The 19,978-nt window shown below is 63.4% G+C and carries 21 protein-coding genes and 1 tRNA gene; 13 read left to right on the top strand and 9 right to left on the bottom strand.

Annotated features, from left to right (window positions below; genetic code table 11):
- Nucleotides 1-191: 191 nt before the first annotated feature.
- Entirely contained in the window at nt 192-755 is a 564-nt protein-coding gene (locus NKI20_RS11360; protein ID WP_352725138.1) for a TIGR02281 family clan AA aspartic protease, read from the top strand.
- Here NKI20_RS11360 and deoA read toward each other — a convergent pair whose 3' ends face one another.
- The 6 genes from deoA to NKI20_RS11330 all read right to left on the bottom strand — a co-directional run bounded on the left by deoA (nt 756) and on the right by NKI20_RS11330 (nt 6,995).
- Complete coding sequence (gene deoA, locus NKI20_RS11355; protein WP_352830622.1) at nt 756-2,075, bottom strand: thymidine phosphorylase; 1,320 nt, start codon at nt 2,073-2,075, stop codon at nt 756-758.
- On the bottom strand, nt 2,075-2,884 hold the full coding sequence (locus NKI20_RS11350) for a purine-nucleoside phosphorylase (protein ID WP_352830620.1): 810 nt from the start codon (nt 2,882-2,884) through the stop codon (nt 2,075-2,077). The genes deoA and NKI20_RS11350 overlap by 1 nt, the downstream gene beginning before the upstream one ends.
- A gap of 13 nt (nt 2,885-2,897) precedes the next feature.
- A complete protein-coding gene (gene cdd, locus NKI20_RS11345; protein ID WP_352725142.1) occupies nt 2,898-3,290 on the bottom strand; it encodes a cytidine deaminase in 393 nt (130 codons plus the stop codon).
- A 63-nt stretch (nt 3,291-3,353) separates the two neighbouring features.
- Nucleotides 3,354-4,325 (bottom strand): ABC transporter permease, encoded by a 972-nt coding sequence (locus NKI20_RS11340; RefSeq protein ID WP_352830617.1) that lies wholly within the window; start codon nt 4,323-4,325, stop codon nt 3,354-3,356.
- A 1-nt stretch (nt 4,326) separates the two neighbouring features.
- Complete coding sequence (locus NKI20_RS11335) at nt 4,327-5,466, bottom strand: ABC transporter permease (RefSeq protein ID WP_023759654.1); 1,140 nt, start codon at nt 5,464-5,466, stop codon at nt 4,327-4,329.
- Nucleotides 5,463-6,995 (bottom strand): ABC transporter ATP-binding protein, encoded by a 1,533-nt coding sequence (locus NKI20_RS11330; protein ID WP_352830615.1) that lies wholly within the window; start codon nt 6,993-6,995, stop codon nt 5,463-5,465. The genes NKI20_RS11335 and NKI20_RS11330 overlap by 4 nt, the downstream gene beginning before the upstream one ends.
- Before the next feature lie 214 nt (nt 6,996-7,209).
- On the opposite strand from NKI20_RS11330, the gene NKI20_RS11325 reads away from it, so the two are divergent.
- Both NKI20_RS11325 and NKI20_RS11320 read left to right on the top strand, forming a co-directional pair.
- A complete protein-coding gene (locus tag NKI20_RS11325; protein WP_352830613.1) occupies nt 7,210-7,419 on the top strand; it encodes a SlyX family protein in 210 nt (69 codons plus the stop codon).
- Between the two features lie 24 nt (nt 7,420-7,443).
- Entirely contained in the window at nt 7,444-7,827 is a 384-nt protein-coding gene (locus NKI20_RS11320) for a hypothetical protein (RefSeq protein WP_352830612.1), read from the top strand.
- Between the two features lie 58 nt (nt 7,828-7,885).
- On the opposite strand, the gene NKI20_RS11315 is transcribed toward NKI20_RS11320, so the two are convergent.
- From NKI20_RS11315 to NKI20_RS11305, 3 genes are all read right to left on the bottom strand, one after another.
- Complete coding sequence (locus NKI20_RS11315) at nt 7,886-8,875, bottom strand: BMP family lipoprotein (protein ID WP_023759659.1); 990 nt, start codon at nt 8,873-8,875, stop codon at nt 7,886-7,888.
- A gap of 212 nt (nt 8,876-9,087) precedes the next feature.
- Complete coding sequence (gene msrA, locus NKI20_RS11310; RefSeq protein ID WP_352830611.1) at nt 9,088-9,747, bottom strand: peptide-methionine (S)-S-oxide reductase MsrA; 660 nt, start codon at nt 9,745-9,747, stop codon at nt 9,088-9,090.
- Between the two features lie 22 nt (nt 9,748-9,769).
- The gene (locus NKI20_RS11305; RefSeq protein ID WP_023759662.1) at nt 9,770-10,090 is read right to left on the bottom strand and encodes a hypothetical protein; all 321 of its coding nucleotides are present in this window, start codon (nt 10,088-10,090) and stop codon (nt 9,770-9,772) included.
- A gap of 399 nt (nt 10,091-10,489) precedes the next feature.
- Here NKI20_RS11305 and NKI20_RS11300 point away from each other — a divergent pair.
- The 10 genes from NKI20_RS11300 to NKI20_RS11255 all read left to right on the top strand — a co-directional run bounded on the left by NKI20_RS11300 (nt 10,490) and on the right by NKI20_RS11255 (nt 19,968).
- Nucleotides 10,490-10,579 (top strand) — tRNA-Ser (locus NKI20_RS11300).
- A 193-nt stretch (nt 10,580-10,772) separates the two neighbouring features.
- Nucleotides 10,773-10,997 (top strand): alkylphosphonate utilization protein, encoded by a 225-nt coding sequence (locus NKI20_RS11295; protein WP_352599825.1) that lies wholly within the window; start codon nt 10,773-10,775, stop codon nt 10,995-10,997.
- A gap of 157 nt (nt 10,998-11,154) precedes the next feature.
- Nucleotides 11,155-11,319, top strand: coding sequence for a hypothetical protein (locus NKI20_RS11290; RefSeq protein ID WP_352830610.1), 165 nt, complete (start codon nt 11,155-11,157; stop codon nt 11,317-11,319).
- Nucleotides 11,320-11,787: 468 nt separating this feature from the next.
- Entirely contained in the window at nt 11,788-11,877 is a 90-nt protein-coding gene (gene kdpF, locus NKI20_RS11285; RefSeq protein WP_023759665.1) for a K(+)-transporting ATPase subunit F, read from the top strand.
- Nucleotides 11,878-11,897: 20 nt separating this feature from the next.
- A complete protein-coding gene (kdpA, locus tag NKI20_RS11280; RefSeq protein ID WP_352830609.1) occupies nt 11,898-13,601 on the top strand; it encodes a potassium-transporting ATPase subunit KdpA in 1,704 nt (567 codons plus the stop codon).
- 7 nt (nt 13,602-13,608) lie between these two features.
- Nucleotides 13,609-13,824: a hypothetical protein gene (locus NKI20_RS11275; protein WP_352830606.1), complete on the top strand. Its 216-nt coding sequence runs from the start codon at nt 13,609-13,611 to the stop codon at nt 13,822-13,824.
- The gene (gene kdpB / locus NKI20_RS11270) at nt 13,821-15,914 is read left to right on the top strand and encodes a potassium-transporting ATPase subunit KdpB (protein ID WP_352830604.1); all 2,094 of its coding nucleotides are present in this window, start codon (nt 13,821-13,823) and stop codon (nt 15,912-15,914) included. Before NKI20_RS11275 ends, kdpB begins: the two co-directional genes overlap by 4 nt.
- Nucleotides 15,915-15,925: 11 nt before the next feature.
- The gene (gene kdpC, locus NKI20_RS11265; RefSeq protein ID WP_352830601.1) at nt 15,926-16,495 is read left to right on the top strand and encodes a potassium-transporting ATPase subunit KdpC; all 570 of its coding nucleotides are present in this window, start codon (nt 15,926-15,928) and stop codon (nt 16,493-16,495) included.
- 54 nt (nt 16,496-16,549) lie between these two features.
- Nucleotides 16,550-19,279, top strand: coding sequence for a DUF4118 domain-containing protein (locus NKI20_RS11260; protein WP_352830598.1), 2,730 nt, complete (start codon nt 16,550-16,552; stop codon nt 19,277-19,279).
- Nucleotides 19,276-19,968, top strand: a complete 693-nt coding sequence (locus NKI20_RS11255; protein WP_352830596.1) for a response regulator transcription factor — start codon at nt 19,276-19,278, stop codon at nt 19,966-19,968. The genes NKI20_RS11260 and NKI20_RS11255 overlap by 4 nt, the downstream gene beginning before the upstream one ends.
- The last annotated feature ends 10 nt before the right edge of the window (nt 19,969-19,978 follow it).

Genomic DNA, 19,978 nt, shown 5'->3' with positions numbered 1-19,978 from the left:
AATGTTTACGCAAAGACGCGGTTTTGGCGACCGTTAAAGCGGCAAAAACCATCCGGGCTTAAGGATCGGCTCTCACTACAGCGCCACGCGTTCATTCGGTGCGCAAAGGACGCCGTAGCACTTTTGATTTTGTGCATGATCCTTTCCGAAAATCGCCCCCGATTTTCGGGGTCATGCGGCGAGGCCGATCCATGCTGCGCAAACTTCTCATCCTTGGCGTTTTCGCCGGCACGTCGGCATCGATACCGATCGTGTATCAGTCGAATCCGCAACTCGTTGAAAATTTGCTGAGATCGGCGGCACCGGGCAAACAGGCGGTCGGAGCCCGGCCTGACGTCAATTTGGCTTCGGTGCCCGACAAGCCGGCGGCGCCGCTGCCGATGGGCCGCAGGGTGGTCGTTGCGGCAGACGATCGCGGACACTTCTCGTCGGCCTTCAAGCTCAACGGACGTCAGATCGACGGCATGATCGACACCGGCGCCACGCTGGTCGCCATCAACATTTCGACGGCGCGCAGGATCGGCCTGTCGCTGAACCCTTCCGAGTTCACGCACGAGGTCAGCACCGCCAACGGCACCATCAAGGCAGCCGTGGCAGTGATCGACCGCCTGCAGATCGGCAGCATCACCGTCAACGACGTCCAGACCATCGTGCTCGACGACAAGGCGCTGCGCACCAACCTGATCGGCATGAGCTTCCTCAACCGGCTCGACAAATACCAGGTCGAGAACGGCACGCTGCTGCTTGTTCAGTAATTAGCCGCGCGGCAGAATCCGGCGGATGACCGACTTGTCGGCCGCTGGCTTCGAGGCCCCGATCGCGTAGGCCGAAAGCACGGCTGCCGCGGCAGCCTCGGCATCCGACATCGTGCGGGCATGGATCAGAGCCAAGGGCTCGCCGAGCCTGACCTCCGCTCCGACAGGCAACAGCCTGGTGATGCCGACCGCAGGGTCGACCTTGTCGTCCGGCCGCGTGCGTCCGCCGCCCAGGGCAACCACGGCGAGACCGATGTCGCGGGTGGCAATGCCGGTGACGAAGCCGTTCGCGGTCGCCTTGACGGCAAATTCGGTCGCAGCCGGAGCGAGGTATTTTTCCGGCTTCTCGATGAAATCGGCGGGGCCGCCGAGCGCGGCCACCATGCGCGCGAACGTGGCGGCGGCACGGCCGCTGGCGAGCGTCTCGGTGGCGCGCCGCATGCCATCCTGATTGGACGACACCAGTCCCGCCGACTGCAGCATTTCGGCGGCCAGCGCCAGCGTCACGTCCTCCAGCCGATGGTCACGAAACCGGCCGGTGAGGAAGTCGACGGCATTGCGCACCTCGACGGCGTTGCCGGCGGCCGAGGCCAGCGGCTCGTTCATGCCGGTGATCAATGCCGAGGCCTTCAGCCCGGCACCATTGGCGATCTCGACCAGACTGTTGGCCAGAGCCGTCGCGTCGCGCGACTTCTCCATGAAGGCGCCGTTGCCGACCTTGACATCGAGCACCAGCGACTGCAGCCCGGCCGCCAGCTTCTTCGACAGGATCGAAGCGGTGATCAAGGGCACTGATTCGACCGTGCCGGTGACATCGCGGATCGCATAGAGCCGGCGGTCGGCGGGTGCGAGGTCGGCGGTCTGGCCGATAATGGCGCAGCCGGTTTCAAGCACCGCCTTGCGAAACAGGGCGATGTCAGGCTGACTGACATAGCCTGGGATCGCATCCATCTTGTCCAGCGTGCCGCCGGTGTGGCCAAGGCCACGGCCCGATATCATCGGCACATAAGCGCCGCAGGCGGCGACGATCGGCGCCAGCATCAGCGAGACGTTGTCACCAACGCCGCCTGTCGAATGCTTGTCGGTAACCGGGCCGGGCAAGTCCGACCAATCGAGCACATCGCCGGAATCGCGCATGGCGAGCGTCAGAGCGACCGCTTCGTCTCGGTTCATGCCGTTGAAGAACACCGCCATGGCGAAGGCGCCGACCTGGCCGTCCGAAACGGCGCCTGATGTCACGCCTTCGACGAAGCCGGCGATCTCCTGCTCCGACAGCCTCAGGCCATCGCGCTTGCGGCGGATGATTTCCTGCGGAAGCATCAGCTCTCCAGCAGGCCGTCGCGGAACACGCGCTTCAGGATCGTTGCCAGCCGCGCGCCTCCAACCGGTGCCATATCCTTGGTCTCCTGGTGCGAGAGCTCGGCCCCGGTCATGCCGGCTGCCAGGTTGGTGATGACCGAGCAGGCGGCGACGCGCAGCCCGAGGAAGCGGGCGAGAATGACCTCCGGTACGGTCGACATGCCGACCGCGTTGGCGCCCATGATGCGCGCCATCCGGATCTCGGCCGGTGTTTCGAAGCACGGGCCGGAGAACCACATGTAGACGCCCGTGTGCAATGCGGTGCCGGTCGCCTTCGCCGCGTGTTCGAGCGCCCTGCGGATGCTGGCATCATAAGCTTCGGTAAGACCAACGAAGCGGCGGTCGCTGGGTTCGCCGATCAGCGGATTGCTGCCCGAGAAATTGATGTGGTCCGATATCAGCATCACCGATCCCGGCGGCATTTCCGGATCGACCGAGCCGGCGGCATTGGTGAGGATCAGTTTCGTGATGCCGATGCCGGCAAGCACTTCCAGCACCGGCCGCATCGCCGCCGCGTTGCCGTGCTCGTAATAGTGGGCGCGGCCGGACAGCATCAGCACCGGCACGCCGGCAAACAACCCCGCCACCACTTCGCCGGCATGGCCGGTGACGCCGCTTCGGGGAAAACCCGGCAGCTTGCCATAGGAGATGCGGATCGGATCCTCGATCCGGTCGACCAGCCCGCCCAGGCCCGAACCCAGCACAAGCGCAGTCAACGGCGCCAGGCCGTCCAGTCTTTCGATGAGATGATCCAGCGCCTTTTCCGTCATCGCAGCCGCCTCTTCATTTCAAAATGTCGCCCCGGAAGCCGTAAGGCAGCATGTCGCCCATGGTCACGGTCTCGGCCACGCCGGCATCGTCGCAGAGATAGAGCTTGGTTTCGGGCTGGCAGAATTCGGCCAGCCGCTGCCGGCAGCCGCCGCAGGGCGAGCATTTGGCCATACGCTCGGCGATGACGGCGATTTCCACGATCTTGCCGCCGCCGCCCATGATGTAATGGCCGAGCGCGGTGGTCTCCGCGCACCAGCCTTCCGGATAGGAAGCGACCTCGATATTGGCACCGGCAAAGACGCGACCGTCCTCGGTGCGCAAGGCAGCGCCCACGGGAAACTTCGAATAGGGCGCGTAGGCCTTGGCCATGGCGGTCTTGGCGGCCTCGAACAGATCATGCGACATTCAGGTGTTCTCTCCGAGGATCATGTCCAAAAACCGGCGCTTGCGCCGAGCGGCGTTTCGACCTTAGCGTTCCTTGACGTAGGGGACGCCGCCTGCGCGGGGCGGGATCGCCTTGCCGATGAAGCCGGCGAGCAGGATGACGGTGAGGATGTAGGGCAGCGCTTGCATGAACTGCACCGGCACCTTGCCGATGATGGGCAGCGGCGAGCCTTGCAGGCGGATCGACAGCGCGTCGAGGAAGCCGAACAGCAAGCAAGCGAACATGGCGTTGACCGGCTTCCACTTGGCGAAGATCAGGGCTGCCAGCGCGATGTAGCCCTTGCCGGCGGTCATGTCCTTCACGAAGCCGCCATTTTGCACCATCGACAGATAGGCGCCGGCAATGCCCGTGAGGATGCCGGTGCAGATCAGCGCCCGGTAGCGCAGCCAGGCGACCGAAATTCCGGCGGTGTCGACGGCGGCCGGGTTCTCGCCGACGGCGCGCAGGCGCAGGCCGAATCGGGTGCGAAACAGCACCCACCAGGAGAACGGCACCATCAGGAAGGCGAGATAGACCAGGATCGAGTGGCCAGACAGCAGCTCGGCATAGATCGGTCCGATGATCGGCACATCGTGGATGGCATCGGCGCCGGGCCAGATGATGGCCTCGAAGCGCTCGGCCGGTTGCAGCGCCGGAGTGCGCCCGCCCTGCTGGAACCAGGCCTGGCCGAGAATGATGGTCGATCCGGCGGCGATGAAATTGATCGCCACGCCGGAGACGATCTGGTTGCCGCGATGGGTGATCGAGGCAAAGCCGTGGATCATGGCAAAGGCGACCGAGATCAGGATGGCCATGCCGAGGCCGAGAAAGGCCGAATGGAACACGGAAGCCGCCGCCGCGCCGGCGAAGGCGCCGACCAGCATCTTGCCTTCGAGGCCGATGTCGAAGATGCCGGCACGTTCCGAATAAAGGCCGGCGAGGCAAGCGAGCAGCAGTGGCACCGAGAGCCGGATGGTCGAGTCCAGTGTCTGGACGATTGCGTTGAACACATCCATCTCAGGCACCCTTTCCCTTGATCGCTTCCATGCCGACCGACCTCGGGTTGAACGAGGCGAACAGCGCCTGGATGTAGGGCCTGAACATGTGCTCGAGAGCGCCGGCAAACAGGATCACCAACCCCTGGATGATGACGATCATGTCGCGGCTGATCGCCGGCATCTCGAAGGCGAGTTCGGCGCCGCCCTGGTAGAGCATGCCGAACAGAATTGCCGCCAGCACGATGCCGACCGGGTGCAGGCGGCCCATCAGCGCCACCGCGATACCGACGAAGCCGGCGCCTGAAACAAAGTCGATCGCAACATTGTGCTGGTCGCCCATCACCGGATTGAGCGCCATCATGCCGGCCAGCGCGCCCGAGATCATCATGGCGGTGATGATGATGCGCGTTTCGGAAATGCCGGCATAACGCGCCGCCTTGGGGCTGTGGCCATAGGTGCGCATCTCATAGCCGAGCTTGGTGCGCCAGATCAGCAGCCAGACCAGGAAGGCCATGGCCAGCGCCAGCAGGAAGGAAATGTTGAGCGGCGCCGAACGGATCTTGGCGCCGAACAGTTCGATGATCCAGTTGAGCTTCGGCAATTCCGCGCCGGCGAAGAAGTTGCGTGTCTGCGGCGCTTGCGAGGCTGCCGGCTTCAACGGGCCGACCAGCAGGTAAACCATGATCGAGGCGGCGATGAAGTTGAACATGATGGTGGTGATGACGATGTGTGAACCGCGCTTGGCCTGCAGATAGGCGGGGATCAGTGCCCACAAAGCGCCCACGACCGCTGCCGCGACGATGGCCAGCGGAAAGGTCAACCACCAGGGCAGCGTCGTGTCGAAGCTGAGGCAGACGACGGCTATGCCGAGGCCCGCGATGTAGGCCTGTCCCTCGGTGCCGATGTTGAACAGGCCGCAATGTGCCGCCACGGCCACCGAAAGCCCGGTGAAGATGAACGTGGTGGCATAGAAAAGGGTGAAGGCAATGCCTGTGCCCTTGCCGAAGGCACCCTCGACCAGGATGACGGCGGCGCGCAGCGGGTTTTCGCCGACCAGAAGCACGACGAAGCCGGCGACCACGAAGGCAACGAACAGATTGATCAGCGGGATCAGGCCGTAGTCGGCCCAAGCCGGCAGCTTGGCGTAAGGCGTGCTCACTCTGCGGCCTCCTGGTGTTCGACGCCGGCCATCAGCAGGCCGAGTTCGCCTTCGGTCGCCTCCGGGCCGCGCTCGCCGACGATGCGGCCGGCAAACATCACCAGGATTCGGTCGGAGAGTGAACGGATCTCGTCCAGTTCGACCGACACAACCAGCACTGCCTTGCCCTGGTCGCGCATGGCGATCAGGCGCTTGTGGATGAATTCGATGGCGCCGACGTCGACGCCGCGTGTCGGCTGGCCGACGATCAGCACGCCGGGATCCTGTTCCATCTCGCGCGCGAGCACGATCTTCTGCTGGTTGCCGCCGGAAAAATTGGCGGTCTTGAGCCGGCAGTCCGTCGGGCGGATATCGTATTTGGCGATTTTGTCCTTGGCATCGTTGCGGATGGCATCGATGTTGAGGAAGGGACCCTTCAGGTAGCGCGGATCGTCATGATAGCCGAGGATGGAATTCTCATTCTCCTCGAAGGCAAGCACCAGCCCGACGTGATGGCGATCCTCCGGCACGTGCGCGAGCCCGCGGTCACGCAATTCGCCTGGATCGGCGGCACCGGTCAGGTCGATCGGCTTGCCGTCGAGCATGACCGAGCCGGAGACGGCTCGCCTGATGCCGGAAATAGCCTCGAGCAGTTCGGATTGTCCGTTGCCGGCGACGCCGGCGATCCCGACGATTTCGCCGGCCCTGATATCGAAGGAGATGTCGTCGACCATGGTGACGCCGCGTGTGTCCTTCACCGTCAGGTTCTTGACCGCCAGCTTGACGCCGCCGGCTTCCGCCGCGCCCTTTTCGACCCTCAGGAGCACCCGCCGTCCGACCATCAGCTCCGCCAGTTCCTCGACGGTGGTCTTGGCGGTCTCGCGCGTCGCCACCATCGTGCCCTGGCGCATGACCGACACGGTGTCGGTGATGTCCATGATCTCGCGCAGTTTGTGAGTGATCAGCACCACCGTCTTGCCCTGGTTCTTCAGCTGCCTGAGAATGCGGAACAGATGGTCGGCCTCTGCCGGTGTCAACACGCCCGTCGGCTCGTCGAGGATCAGGATCTCGGCGCCGCGATAAAGCGCCTTGAGGATCTCGACACGCTGCTGCAGGCCGACCGGCAGTTCCTCGATGACCGCATCGGGATCGACTTCCAGTCCGTATTCGCGCTCCAGCCGCTCCAGTTCGGAGCGCGCCTTGGCGATGCTCTTCTTCAGCAGGGCATCGCTTTCGGCGCCGAGGATGACGTTTTCCAGCACGGAGAAGTTGTCGACCAGCATGAAATGCTGGTGCACCATGCCGATGCCGAGCGCGATGGCGTCATTGGGCGTCTTGATCGCCGCCGGCTGACCGCCGACTCGGATCTCGCCGCTATCGGCCTGGTAGAAGCCATAGAGGATCGACATCAGCGTCGACTTGCCCGCGCCGTTCTCGCCGACAATGCCGTGGATGGTGCCGCGCGCGATCTCCAGATTGATGTCCCGGTTGGCGCGCACGGCGCCAAAACTCTTGTTGATGCCGATCAGCTCGATTGCGGCTTGCGCCATGCAGCCTGTCCCACTCTTATTTTTTTATCGCTTGGTCAAAACGCCTAGCATGACGCTCCGTCCGTGCCAATTGGCTGGAGCAGGGCCACTCTCGACAAATCCCGGTGCGCTTGTCAATTTCCAACGTGTCCGGGGCCTTCACATTCGCTAATATGGCGAAGCCGAAATTCGCGTCACGGCGCAAAGGCTTTACGCTGCAAGACTGAGGATTTGAATGACCATGCCCGCCGACCGGCTGACGACGCTGGAGATCCGCGCAGCCGAACAGGAGAAGACCATCGAGGAACTGTCCGGTCAGATTGCCGAGCAGTGGAAGGTGATCGAGCGCATGCAGCGAAAGCTCGATGCGCTGGCCGAACGGTTCCTGGCGCTGGAGGAGCAGGCAGGAGACGAAGTGCCTGTAACCAAGCCGCCGCACTGGTGAGGAAAGAGGGGGAGGGTGCACGCCGTGGCCAGTGAAAGCGATCGCATCGCGCGGGCCGGCGACTATGTCCTCGGCCTGATGAACGACACGGAACGTGAACGAGCCGAGCGCGATCTGGAAATCGACCCGGCCTTCCGCGACGCGGTCGTGCAGCTTGCCGAACGCATGCATGTCTTCGACCATGCCGAACCTGAAGAGCGCTGGAAGCAGATCACGCAGCGCATCGGCGACCTGCCGCAGATGCGCAGCTCTGGGCTCATCGATGCCGGGTCGCCAGCCGTGATCCAAAGCCTGTCGCAGCGGCCGCACGGCATCGGCTTGCACGCGCTTGGCGGCCGGCGCGGATTTGCCGTGGCCGTCGGCCTGATCGTGGCTTTTGCGCTGGGGTATCTGGCGGGCAAACTATAGGCAACGAAAAACCGCCAGGCTTGCGCCCGGCGGTTTGCAGATCATGGCCGGATGCCGCTCAATAGGGGCAGGCGTTGTCGGCGGTGTAGTCGTGCACCTGGATCTTGCCGGAGATGATGTCGGCTTTGGCCTTTTCGACGGCTGCCTTCATCTCGTCGGTCACCAGCGCCTTGTTGTTGTCGTCCATGGCGTAGTCGACGCCGCCTTCCTTGAGGCCGAGGTTTTGCAGGCCGCCCTTGAAGGTGCCGTTCTTGCCGTCCATGAAGGCGTTGTAGACGGCAACGTCGACGCGCTTCATCATCGAGGTCAGCACTTTGCCGGGCTGCAGGCCGTTCTGGTTGGAATCGACTCCGATGCCAAGCTTGCCGGCATCGGCCGCCGCCTGCAGCACGCCGACGCCGGTGCCGCCGGCCGCGGCGTAGACCACGTCGGAGCCCTGGTCGATCTGCGTCTTGGCGATCTCGCCGCCCTTGGCCGGGTCGTTCCAGGCGGCCGGCGTGTCACCGGTCATGTTCTGGATGACGTCCGTCGCGCCGGCCGCCTTGGCGCCGCCGACATAGCCGCATTCGAACTTGCGGATCAGCGGAATGTCCATGCCGCCGATGAAGCTGACCTTCTTCGACTTCGAAGCCATCCCCGCCAGGATGCCGACCAAATAGGAGCCTTCATTCTCCTTGAATACCAGCGAGCGGACATTGGGCAGATCGACGGCGTCGTCGATGATGGCGAAGTTGAGGTCAGGATATTCGGCCGCGACCTTCTTCAGCGCGTCCTCCCAGGCAAAGCCGGCCATGACGATCGGGTTGCGGCCGTCCTCGGCGAAGCGGCGCAGCGCCTGCTCGCGCTGCGAGGCGTTGGAAACCTCGAACTCGACATAGGCCGTGCCGGTTTCGGTCTTGAACTTTTCGGCGCCGTGGAAGGCAGCTTCGTTGAAGGATTTGTCGAATTTGCCGCCGAGATCATAGAGGATGGCCGGCTGGACATCCGCGGCGAAAGCCGGAAGAACCATTGCGGTTGCGGCCAGGAGGCCGAGAACGATACGTTTCATGTGATCCACACCCTGTCGGTTATTTTTTCCGTTATGCACCGCATACCGGCCCGGTTCTCCGGCAGGCATGCGACATCAGCCAGGAGTGTATTCCCCTCCCGCTCGGCGGCAATCTGGCACGGCCCGAAACAAAATTCACGCGGAATTTTGACCTTTTGGAAAAGCATGGCGAAGGCCAGCCGCGCAGCAGCTTGATCTTTGCGCCAAAGACCTCAGGCGGCGGCCGGAATGCTGTAAGCGACGCCCGTGCCTTTCAAGTTGCATGTGCCGTAAGGGTTCTTCGCCAGATATTGCTGGTGATCGCCTTCGGCGAAGTAGAATTCGGTCGCCGGCGCGATCTCGGTGGTGATCCCGCCGTGGCCGGCGCCGCGCAGCGAAGCCTCATAGGCATCGCGTGAGGCGCTCGCCGCCTGCAGTTGCGCATCACTGAGCGTGTAGATTGCGGAGCGGTAGGTGGTGCCGACATCATTGCCCTGGCGCATGCCTTGTGTCGGGTCGTGGCTTTCCCAGAACAGCTTCAGAAGCGCTACATAGGAGACGATCCTGGGATCATGGACGACCAGCACCACTTCGGCATGGCCGGTGAGGCCGGTGCAAGTTTCCTGGTAGGTCGGATTGGGCGTGATGCCGCCGGCATAGCCGACCGCCGTGACCCAGACGCCTTCGATCTGCCAGAACAGCCGCTCCGCACCCCAGAAACAGCCGAGCCCGAACATCGCCGTCTCCAGCCCCTCGGGATAGGGACCTTTGAGCGGTCTTTTCAAGACCTTGTGCCTTGATGCGGTCGGGATCGCCCTGGCGCGGCCCGGCAGGGCCTCGGAAGGCTTAGGCAGATTGAGCTTCTTGTTCAGCATGTCGCTGAGAAAGAACATGCGCGGGTTTCCTCAGAGTGAATCAGTTCGCGGCGAACCGTCCGCGCGGTTGCCGTCTGTAGCCGATCGCATAGAGCAGGAAGGCCAGCGCCGCGAACACGGCGAAGCCCGGCTGGTTGAGCACCCAGGCGACGGCGCCATCCCACAGCAGAGGGCTGGCCTTGGTTCGCACGAAGGTTTCGAATTCGGCCCGAGTGTCCGGCGAGACCGCCAGCCAACTGGTGTTGAGCGGCGTCAGCACCAGTGCTGAGGCCGCCACGGTACGCGTCGCGTCGAGCACCGCCATGATGACGGAAATCGACAGGGCGACCATGGCGGCAAGACGAAAGATGAAGCGAAACATCAGCGACCTTCCTCCCGGGTCAGTCCTCAAGCTCCTCCGGAGGGCCTTCCGGCACGTTTCGAAACGAGAGATAGAATGGGTCTGCCCACTTCGCAATCGTCCTGTGCGAATTCCGGCGCTTTGTCCGGTCGTAGCTATACCGCCGGCTTGCGTTTGCGCGGCGCTGGCGGCTTCGCGAAACGCTGTGTGGCCGGCAAAGCGAATAGACTGCCGTTATGGCTTGGCATTCGGCGCCGGATCGACTAGATGAGCCCCGCACCTGTTGCTTCGACGGCTCAGGTACAGGGGAAGGGCGTTCGCTGGTTGGCGACGCCGATGGCGGAAGTTCCGCCTCCGCCCCAAGGGAGGTGCATCTCCCCAACCCGCGCGGCGAAACCGGCCGGCGTGACATGCATGGACGGAGAGGTGGCCGAGTGGTTGAAGGCGCACGCCTGGAAAGTGTGTTTACGGGAGACCGTAACGCGGGTTCGAATCCCGCTCTCTCCGCCATTCCACAAAAATGGTAGAATCGTCTGATATCGTTGCGTTTCGTAAGGGGCGCCAGAAGGATCAATGCCCTATTCTGGTGTCCAAATTCGCGGTGATCTTGTCGGCTAGCAAGGGTGCATGTGTGAACGCCCACAAGCCGGTTTTGGAATTGTTGCGCGATCTGGTAGTGGTGATCCAAATCACAGGAGACGGCATGCCAAACGATGTAGTCGTGCGCGACAGCAATGGAGCTCAATTGAATGACGGCGATTCCGTCACGCTGATCAAGGACCTCAAAGTCAAAGGCACTTCGGAGACGATCAAGCGGGGCACGTTGGTGAAGAACGTTCGCCTCAACGGCAATCCCGGCGAGATCGAATGCAACACCAAGCAAGTGAAGGGCCTGGTGCTCAAAACCGAGTTCGTGAAGAAGGCGTGACCCTCAAGACGGCAACCGCCACGTCCCTGCCAAACAGCGCACAAGGCGGGGTGATTGTTGCTAATCGCCTCTGTCTGCTGCCTTCCGTCCAGCCCACTGGCTGCGAGCAGTACATCGTTCGATAGGGTGTGCCGTCACAGTCGGCTATTTCGCCTATATGACCGCTATGGCCGCCAACCAAAAACCGCCGGCCGATATGGCAGCGCTGGCGGTGTCGATCCTCAAGTCCAGCGATGCTTCCCCGGAAATGCGGGAATGGGCCTCGGATGCCATAGGAATACAGAACGACATTGGAATGCCGGCCAAATCCGTTCAGCAATGACGGCGCCTGCCATCGTTGGGGGTAAAAGCCACATCCCGACCACGGAAAGCCCGGCTCGGTTTGCCTCCGGGCCTTTTCGGTGTTTCGGGCCGGCTACACGATGATGCCCCGCATGGCCGGCGTGACGGCCAGCCGGTAGAGCGTACACGACGCACCGACCGCGGCCCCTCGGATGGTCGCCAGGCCAAAACCTTTATGAAATTCCTATTTCTTTCCGCCCCGCTCCGTCTCGAACTTTTATGGCGATCGGGTCCATATTCCCCTTGAGAAAACACAACCGGTTCGTCGGCGGCAAAGTGTGCGGCGGGCCACGATTTTGCGCACCTTTTCGTCAAGGGCGCAAAGTACAGACAGGCGCAAGGAACAAACACAATGGACATCATTGTTCTCGGGATCGGGGTTTTGTTTTTCGCCCTGTTCTTCACCTTCGTCAAAGCATGCGACAGAATTTGAGCTGAGGATAGGACCATGCTTCTCGACTACATCCTCAGTGGTGGCGTGACCTTGTTCCTGCTCGCCTACCTGACCTACGCGCTCGTTCGTCCAGAACGCTTCTGAAGGCACGGAAAGCCACAGCCATGACCCTGAACGGTTGGATACAGATCCTGGTCTATTGCGGGATCATCATTTTGCTGGTGAAGCCGCTCGGCGGCTACATGCACCGCGTCTTCAAGGGCGACCGCACGCTGCTCTCGCCACTCTTCGGCCCGCTCGAGCGCGGGCTCTACCGCGTGTGCGGAACCAGCGAACGCGACGAGCAGCACTGGACCGCCTACGCGGCGGCGCTGCTGCTGTTCAACCTTGCCGGCTTCCTGGTGCTTTATGTCCTGCAGCGCCTGCAAGGCAGCCTGCCCTACAATCCCGCCGGCATGACCGCGGTCGAGCCAGGTCTGGCCTTCAACACCGCTGCCAGCTTCATGACCAACACCAACTGGCAGAACTACGGCGGCGAGAGCACGATGTCCTACCTCGTGCAGATGGCTGGCCTGACGGTGCAGAACTTCTTTTCGGCGGCCACGGGCATCGCCATTGCCATCGCTCTGATCCGCGGTTTTGCCCGGGCTTCCGGCAAGTCGATCGGCAATTTCTGGGTCGATATGACCCGTTCAACACTCTATCTGCTGTTGCCGTTCAGCATCGTGCTGACGGTGGTCTTTGTCTGGCTCGGCATGCCGCAGACGCTTGGCGCCTACGTCAACGCCACCACGCTCGAAGGGGCACAGCAGACCATCGCCGTCGGCCCGGTCGCTTCGCAGGTTGCAATCAAGATGCTCGGCACCAATGGCGGCGGCTTCTTCAACGCCAATGCCGCGCACCCCTTCGAGAACCCCGACGCGATCTCCAACCTGATCCAGATGGTGTCGATCTTCGCCATTGGTGCAGCCTTGACCAACGTCTTCGGACGCATGATTGGCAACCAGCGCCAGGGTTGGGCAATCCTGTCGGCCATGGGCGTCATGTTCATCGCCGGCGTCATCGTCTGCTACTGGGCGGAAGCCGCCGGCAACCCGCTGGTGCATGCGCTCGGCATCGACGGCGGCAACATGGAAGGCAAGGAGACGCGCTTCGGCGTCGCCTTGTCGGCGCTGTTTGCCGTCATCACCACCGCCGCCTCCTGCGGCGCCGTCAATGCCATGCACGGTTCCTTCACCGCGCTCGGCGGCATGATCCCGATCATCAACATGCAGCTTGGCGAAGTCATCGTCGGCGGTGTCGGCGCCGGTCTCTACGGCATCCTGATGTACATCGTCATCGCCGTCTTCGTCGCCGGCCTGATGGTCGGCCGCACGCCCGAATATCTCGGCAAGAAGGTCGAGGCCAAGGAGGTCAAGATGGCGATGCTGGCCATCCTGTGCCTGCCGCTGGCGATGCTGATCTTCACCGCCATCGCGGTCGTGCTGCCGACCGGTGTGGCGTCGATGGGCAATGCCGGCCCGCACGGCTTCTCCGAGGTTCTCTATGCCTACACGTCGGCTGCGGCGAACAATGGCTCGGCCTTCGGCGGCCTCAGCGGCAACACGCCCTGGTACAACATCACCATCGGCATCGGAATGTTGATGGGCCGCTTCCTGGTCATCATCCCGGCGCTGGCCATCGCCGGCTCGCTGGTGGCGAAGAAGACGGTTCCGGCTTCCGCCGGCACCTTCCCGACCGATGGCCCGCTGTTCGTTGGGCTGCTGGTCGGCGTCATCCTCATCGTCGGTGGTCTGACCTTCTTCCCGGCGCTCGCCGTAGGGCCGATCATCGAGCACCTGGCTGGCATTCACGGGCAGACCTTCTGAGGCTGTCATGCCCTGGTTCAGCACCAAGCGCCGCAACGCCAGCCACAATGGCGATCACGGGAAGGAGGAGAGACCTCCTCCTTTCCCGACCCTGTCGACCTTTCTCGGCCTCGCGGCGGTCATGCTCGTCCTCTGGTTGCTGGCCTACGGGCCGCCGCACTTCTTTTCAGCATCCGATCATCGGGTGCCGTCCAACAACACCGAAGCCGGAGCTTCAAAATGAGCCGCTCGAAATCAGCAAGCATCATGGATGCCCGTATCTTGCTTCCCGCCATCGGCGGCGCCTTCCGCAAGCTCGACCCGCGCACGCTGGCCAGGAACCCGGTGATGTTCGTCGTCGCCGTCGTCTCGGCGCTCACCACGGTGCTGTTCGTCAAGGATCTGGTCACTGGCGGCGGCAATCTCGGCTTCACGCTGCAGATCATCATCTGGCTGTGGTTCACCGTGCTGTTCGCCAATTTCGCCGAAGCCGTCGCCGAAGGCCGGGGCAAGGCGCAGGCGGATTCGCTGCGCAAGGCGCGCACCGAGACCCAGGCCAAGCTTCTGACCGGCGAAGACCGCACGAAATACAAACTCGTGCCCGGCACCAGCCTCAAGGTCGGCGATGCGGTGCTGGTCGAAGCCGGCGATATCATCCCGTCCGACGGCGAGGTGATCGAAGGCGTCGCTTCGGTCAACGAGGCGGCGATCACGGGCGAGTCCGCGCCGGTCATCCGCGAATCCGGTGGCGACCGTTCGGCGGTCACCGGCGGCACGCAGGTGCTGTCCGACTGGATCCGCGTGCGCATCACGGCGGCGTCCGGCCACACCTTCCTCGATCGGATGATTTCGCTGGTCGAAGGTGCGGAGCGCCAGAAGACGCCGAACGAGATCGCGCTCAACATTCTGCTCGTCGGCATGACGTTGATCTTCGTGCTGGCCACCGCAACGATCCCGAGTTTTGCGACCTATTCGGGCGGCTATATCTCGGTCACGGTGCTCGTCGCCCTGTTCGTCACTCTGATCCCGACCACCATCGGGGCGTTGCTGTCGGCCATCGGTATTGCAGGCATGGACCGCCTGGTGCGCTTCAACGTGTTGGCCATGTCGGGCCGCGCCGTCGAGGCGGCCGGCGACGTCGACACGCTGCTGCTCGACAAGACCGGCACGATCACGCTCGGCAACCGCCAGGCAACCGAGTTCCGCCCGGTCAAGGGCGTCACCGAGCAGGAGCTGGCCGATGCGGCACAACTCGCCTCGCTTGCCGATGAAACGCCGGAGGGCCGCTCGATCGTCGTGCTGGCCAAGGAGAAATACGCCATCCGCGCCCGCGACATGGCAACGCTGCACGCCACCTTCGTGCCCTTCACCGCGCAGACCCGCATGAGCGGCGTCGACATCGATGGCTCCTCGGTGCGCAAGGGCGCGGTCGATTCCGTGCTTGCCCATGTCAGCCAGTCGACGCTCGCCGCCCACGCGACGCGGCCCGGCAGCGATACCGTCCGCGACCTTCAGGCGATCGCCGACGAGATCGCCAAGTCGGGCGGCACGCCCCTGGCGGTCGAGCGCGACGGGCGCCTGCTCGGCGTCGTCCACCTCAAGGATATCGTCAAGGGCGGCATCAGGGAACGCTTCGCCGAACTGCGCAAGATGGGCATCCGCACGGTGATGATCACCGGCGACAACCCGATGACGGCGGCGGCCATTGCCGCGGAGGCCGGCGTCGACGACTTCCTCGCCCAGGCGACGCCCGAGGACAAGCTGAAGCTGATCCGTGACGAGCAGGCCAAGGGCAAGCTGGTCGCCATGTGCGGCGACGGCACCAACGATGCGCCGGCCCTTGCCCAGGCCGATGTCGGTGTCGCCATGAACACCGGCACCGTCGCCGCGCGCGAAGCCGGCAACATGGTCGACCTCGACAGCGATCCGACCAAGCTCATCGAGATCGTCGAGATCGGCAAGGCGCTGCTGATGACGCGCGGTTCGCTGACGACGTTCTCTATCGCCAACGACGTGGCCAAGTATTTCGCCATCATCCCGGCGATGTTCGCTGCCTTCTACATAGCGCCGGGCCAAACCACCGGTCCGTTGCAGGCGCTCAACGTCATGCATCTGGCGACACCGCAGAGCGCCATCCTGTCGGCCATCATCTTCAACGCGCTGATCATCATCGCACTGATCCCGCTGTCGCTGAAAGGCGTCAAATATCGTGCCATCGGCGCCGGCGCGCTGCTCAGCCGCAACCTGCTCGTCTACGGACTCGGCGGCATCATCGTCCCCTTCGTCGGCATCAAGGCGATCGACATGATCGTCACAGCGCTCGGCCTCGCTTAAGGAATATCCCCATGCTCACCCAGATAAGACCCGCGATCATCATGATCGTCTTCTTCACGGTGCTGACCGGCCTGATCTACCCGATCGGCATGACCGGCATCGCCCAGGCGCTGTTCCCGCGGCAGGCCAATGGCAGCCTGATCGAAAAGGACGGCAAGGTCGTCGGCTCCGAACTGATCGGCCAGGGCTTTGCCAGCGACCGCTACTTCCACGGCCGCCCCTCGGCAGCCGGCAGCAACGGCTATGACGCTTCCGCCTCGGGCGGCAGCAATTTAGGTCCGACCAATCCCAAGCTGATCGACCGCATCAAGGGCGATGCTGAAAAGCTGAAGGAGCAGAATCCGAGCCAGCCAGTGCCGATCGACCTTGTAACCACCTCAGGCAGCGGCCTCGATCCTGACATCAGCCCGGAAGCCGCGTACTTCCAGGTCGCAAGGGTGGCCAAGGCCAGGGGGATCGACGAGGCGAGGATCAAGGCGCTGGTCGACGCCCGTGTCGAGGGCAGGGAGCTCGGCTTCATGGGCGAACCGGTGGTCAATGTGCTGGGTCTCAATCTTGCACTGGACGCAGCGAAAGAGTGAATGGCTCGGGCCGGGGATCGACAGTATCCCCGGCTCCATCCATGATCGATAATGATGCCGGACGACAGAAGCAACGACACCAGACCTTCTCCCGACGCACTGCTCGATCATGCCGAGCGGGAAGGGCGCGGCCGTCTGCGGATATTCCTCGGCGCGGCACCGGGCGTCGGCAAGACCTACGAAATGCTGATGTCTGGCCGCGCCAGGGTGGCCGACGGCGTGGACGTGATCATCGGCATCGTCGAGACGCATGGCCGCAAGGAAACGCTGGCCCTGGTCGAGGGCTATGAGGTCATTCCGCGCCGCAAGGTCGACTACAAAGGGCGCATCCTCGACGAGATGGATATCGACGCCATCCTTGCCCGGCGCCCGGCGCTGGTTCTCGTCGACGAACTCGCCCACACCAACGCGCCCGGCAGTCGCCACCCCAAGCGCTATCTCGACGTTCAGGAAATCCTGACGCACGGCATCGACGTCTACACGACGCTCAACATCCAGCATGTCGAAAGCCTGAACGACGTCGTCGCCCAGATCACCAAGGTCAGGGTGCGCGAAACGGTTCCCGATTCCATCATCGACCAGGCCGACGATGTCGAGATCATCGATCTTACCCCTGACGACCTGATCAAACGGCTCGAGGAAGGCAAGGTCTATTTCCCCAACACCGCCCAGCGCGCGATCGAGAACTATTTCTCATCAGGCAATCTGACGGCGCTCAGGGAGCTGGCGCTGCGCCGCACCGCGCAGCGCGTCGACGACCAGTTGCTGATCCATATGCAGGCCCATGCCATTCCCGGACCATGGGCAGCCGGGGAAAGGGTTCTCGTCTGCCTCGACGCGCGTCCTGGAGGAGCGGCCCGCGTCCGCTATGCGCGCAGGCTGGCCGACCGGCTGCGTGCCCCCTGGACGGCGCTGCATGTCGATAGCCCGCGCTTGGCCAGTATGCCCGAGGAGGACAAAGACCGGCTCGCAAACAACCTGCGCCTCGCCCAGCAGCTTGGCGCCGAGGTGACGACCATACCGGGTCAGAATGTGGCGCAGGACATCGTGCGTTACGCGACGGCGAACAACTTCACCCACATCGTGGTCGGCAGGCCGACCCGGTCGCGCTGGCGGGAATTGATCGAAGGCTCGCTCACGTATGATCTCATCCGCAATGCCGGCGACATCAGCGTCCATGTCATTTCGGGAAACGAACGCGGCACCGAGGCGACGTCGAGGAGCGTCAGGGCGGCGGACGAGCAGTGGCAGTTCGAGATCTGGCCCTATCTCAAGGCCACGGCCTATCTCATGGGCTCGCTCGCCTTCGCCGTCGTTCTCGACCAGTTTCTCGACGTTCGCAATCTGGCGATCATCTTTCTCATCGCGGTGCTGGCATCGGCGGTGACCGGTGGCCTATGGCCGGCTCTGTATGCCTGTTTCGTCAGCGCCCTTGCCTTCAACTATTTCTTCCTGGAACCGCGCTACACGCTCACCATCCGTGATCCGGAAAGCATTGTCGCGCTCGGCGTCTTCCTGGTTGTCGCCGTTATCGCCAGCAATCTGACAGCGCGCGTGCAGCGCCAGGCGGTTGCCGCCCGCTCACGGGCGAGGGCCACCGAGGACATCTACCTCTTTTCGAAGAAGCTTGCCGGTGCCGGCACGCTCGACGACGTACTCTGGGCCACCGCTTTCCAGATCGCCTCGATGCTGAAGCTGCGGGTGGTGCTGCTCTTGCCGGAAGACGGAACGATCACCGTCAAGGCCGGCTATCCGCCAGACGACACGCTGGCCGAAGCCGACATCGCCGCCGCCCGCTGGGCCTGGGAGCACAATCGGGCCGCCGGACGTGGCGCCGACACGCTTCCCGGCGCCAAGCGCCTCTATCTTCCCTTGCGCACGGGGCGCACAGCAATCGGAGTCGTCGGCCTCGACAATGACAAACAGGGGCCGCTGCTGACGCCTGAACAACGGCGCCTGCTCGACGCACTGGCCGATCAGGCAGCGGTCGCCATCGAGCGCATCCAGCTGGTCGCCGACGTCGACCGCGCAAAGCTTGCCGCCGAGGCGGACAGGCTGCGCTCGGCCCTTCTCACCTCGATCTCCCATGATTTGAAGACGCCGCTCGCCGCCATCATGGGTGCGGCCGGTACGCTGCGGGAATTCGCCCCGGCACTTCCCGAACAGGACCGGGCGGAGCTTTTGTCGACCGTGCTCGACGAATCCGAGCGGCTGAACCGCTTCATCGCCAATCTGCTCGACATGACCAAGATCGAGTCCGGCGCGATGGAGCCGAACTACGCCTTCCACTATGTCGGCGACATCGTCGGCTCCGCCCTGCAGCGGGCCAGGAAGATCATCGCCGAGCACAAGATCGAGACGGACATCACCTCGGATTTGCCGATGTTGAAGGTTGATCCCGTCCTGTTCGAGCAGGCGCTGTTCAATCTTCTCGACAATGCAGCGAAATACGCGCCATCCGGCTCGACGATCCGCGTTCAGGGCTGGACCGACAATGGTTCTGTCCTCCTGCAGGTCATGGATGAAGGGCCGGGTATTCCCACCGGCGATCTGGAACGGATTTTCGACACCTTCTACCGGGTGCGCAAGGGCGACCAGGTTCGCGCCGGCACCGGGCTCGGGCTGTCGATTTGTCGTGGTTTCATCGAGGCGATGGGCGGGACGATCACGGCGGCAAACCGGACCGATCGCTCGGGCGCGGTCTTCACCATCAAGATGCCGAAGCCGGCCAACACGCCCGATCTCGACGCCACTGCCACGGATGATGGGGGCGACTTGGCATGACAAACTCGAACGTCAGGATACTGGTCGTCGATGACGAGCCGCCGATCCGAAAGCTGCTGCGTGTCGGGCTCGGCAGCCAGGGCTACGCGATCAGCGAGGCGCCGAACGCCAAAGCAGCGATCGAGCTGATGGAGACTGAGAGGCCGGACCTTGTCCTGCTCGACCTAGGCCTGCCCGGCATGAGCGGCCATGAGCTGTTGCGCAAATGGCGCGACGACGGCCTCGACATTCCGGTGGTCATCCTGTCCAGCCGCACCGACGAGGTCGGCATCGTCCAGGCTCTGGAACTCGGCGCCGACGACTATGTCACCAAACCGTTCGGCATGAACGAACTGGTCGCGCGCATCCGCGTGGCGCTGCGGCACAAATTCCAGCAACAGGGCGAGAAGCCTGTTTTCCAGACCGGCGACCTGTCCGTCGATCTGGTCAAGCGCATCGTCAAGGTCGAGGGCAAGGACGTAAAGCTCTCGCCGAAGGAATACGACATCCTGCGCATTCTCGTGCAGCACGCCGGCAGGGTGCTGACCCATCATTTCCTGTTGAAGCAGGTCTGGGGCGATTCGACCGACGTGCAGTATCTCAGGGTTTATGTCCGGCAGCTCAGGCAGAAGATCGAGAAGACCCCCGACCAGCCGCGCTATATCACCACCGAGACCGGCGTTGGTTACCGTCTGCGCGAGGTCGACTGAGCGGCCAAGG

This window comes from Mesorhizobium sp. M0830, from assembly GCF_040319965.1.
Lineage (GTDB): Bacteria > Pseudomonadota > Alphaproteobacteria > Rhizobiales > Rhizobiaceae > Mesorhizobium.
Note: the sequence above shows the minus strand (reverse complement) of the source record. Positions and strands in the feature narration are given on the sequence as shown.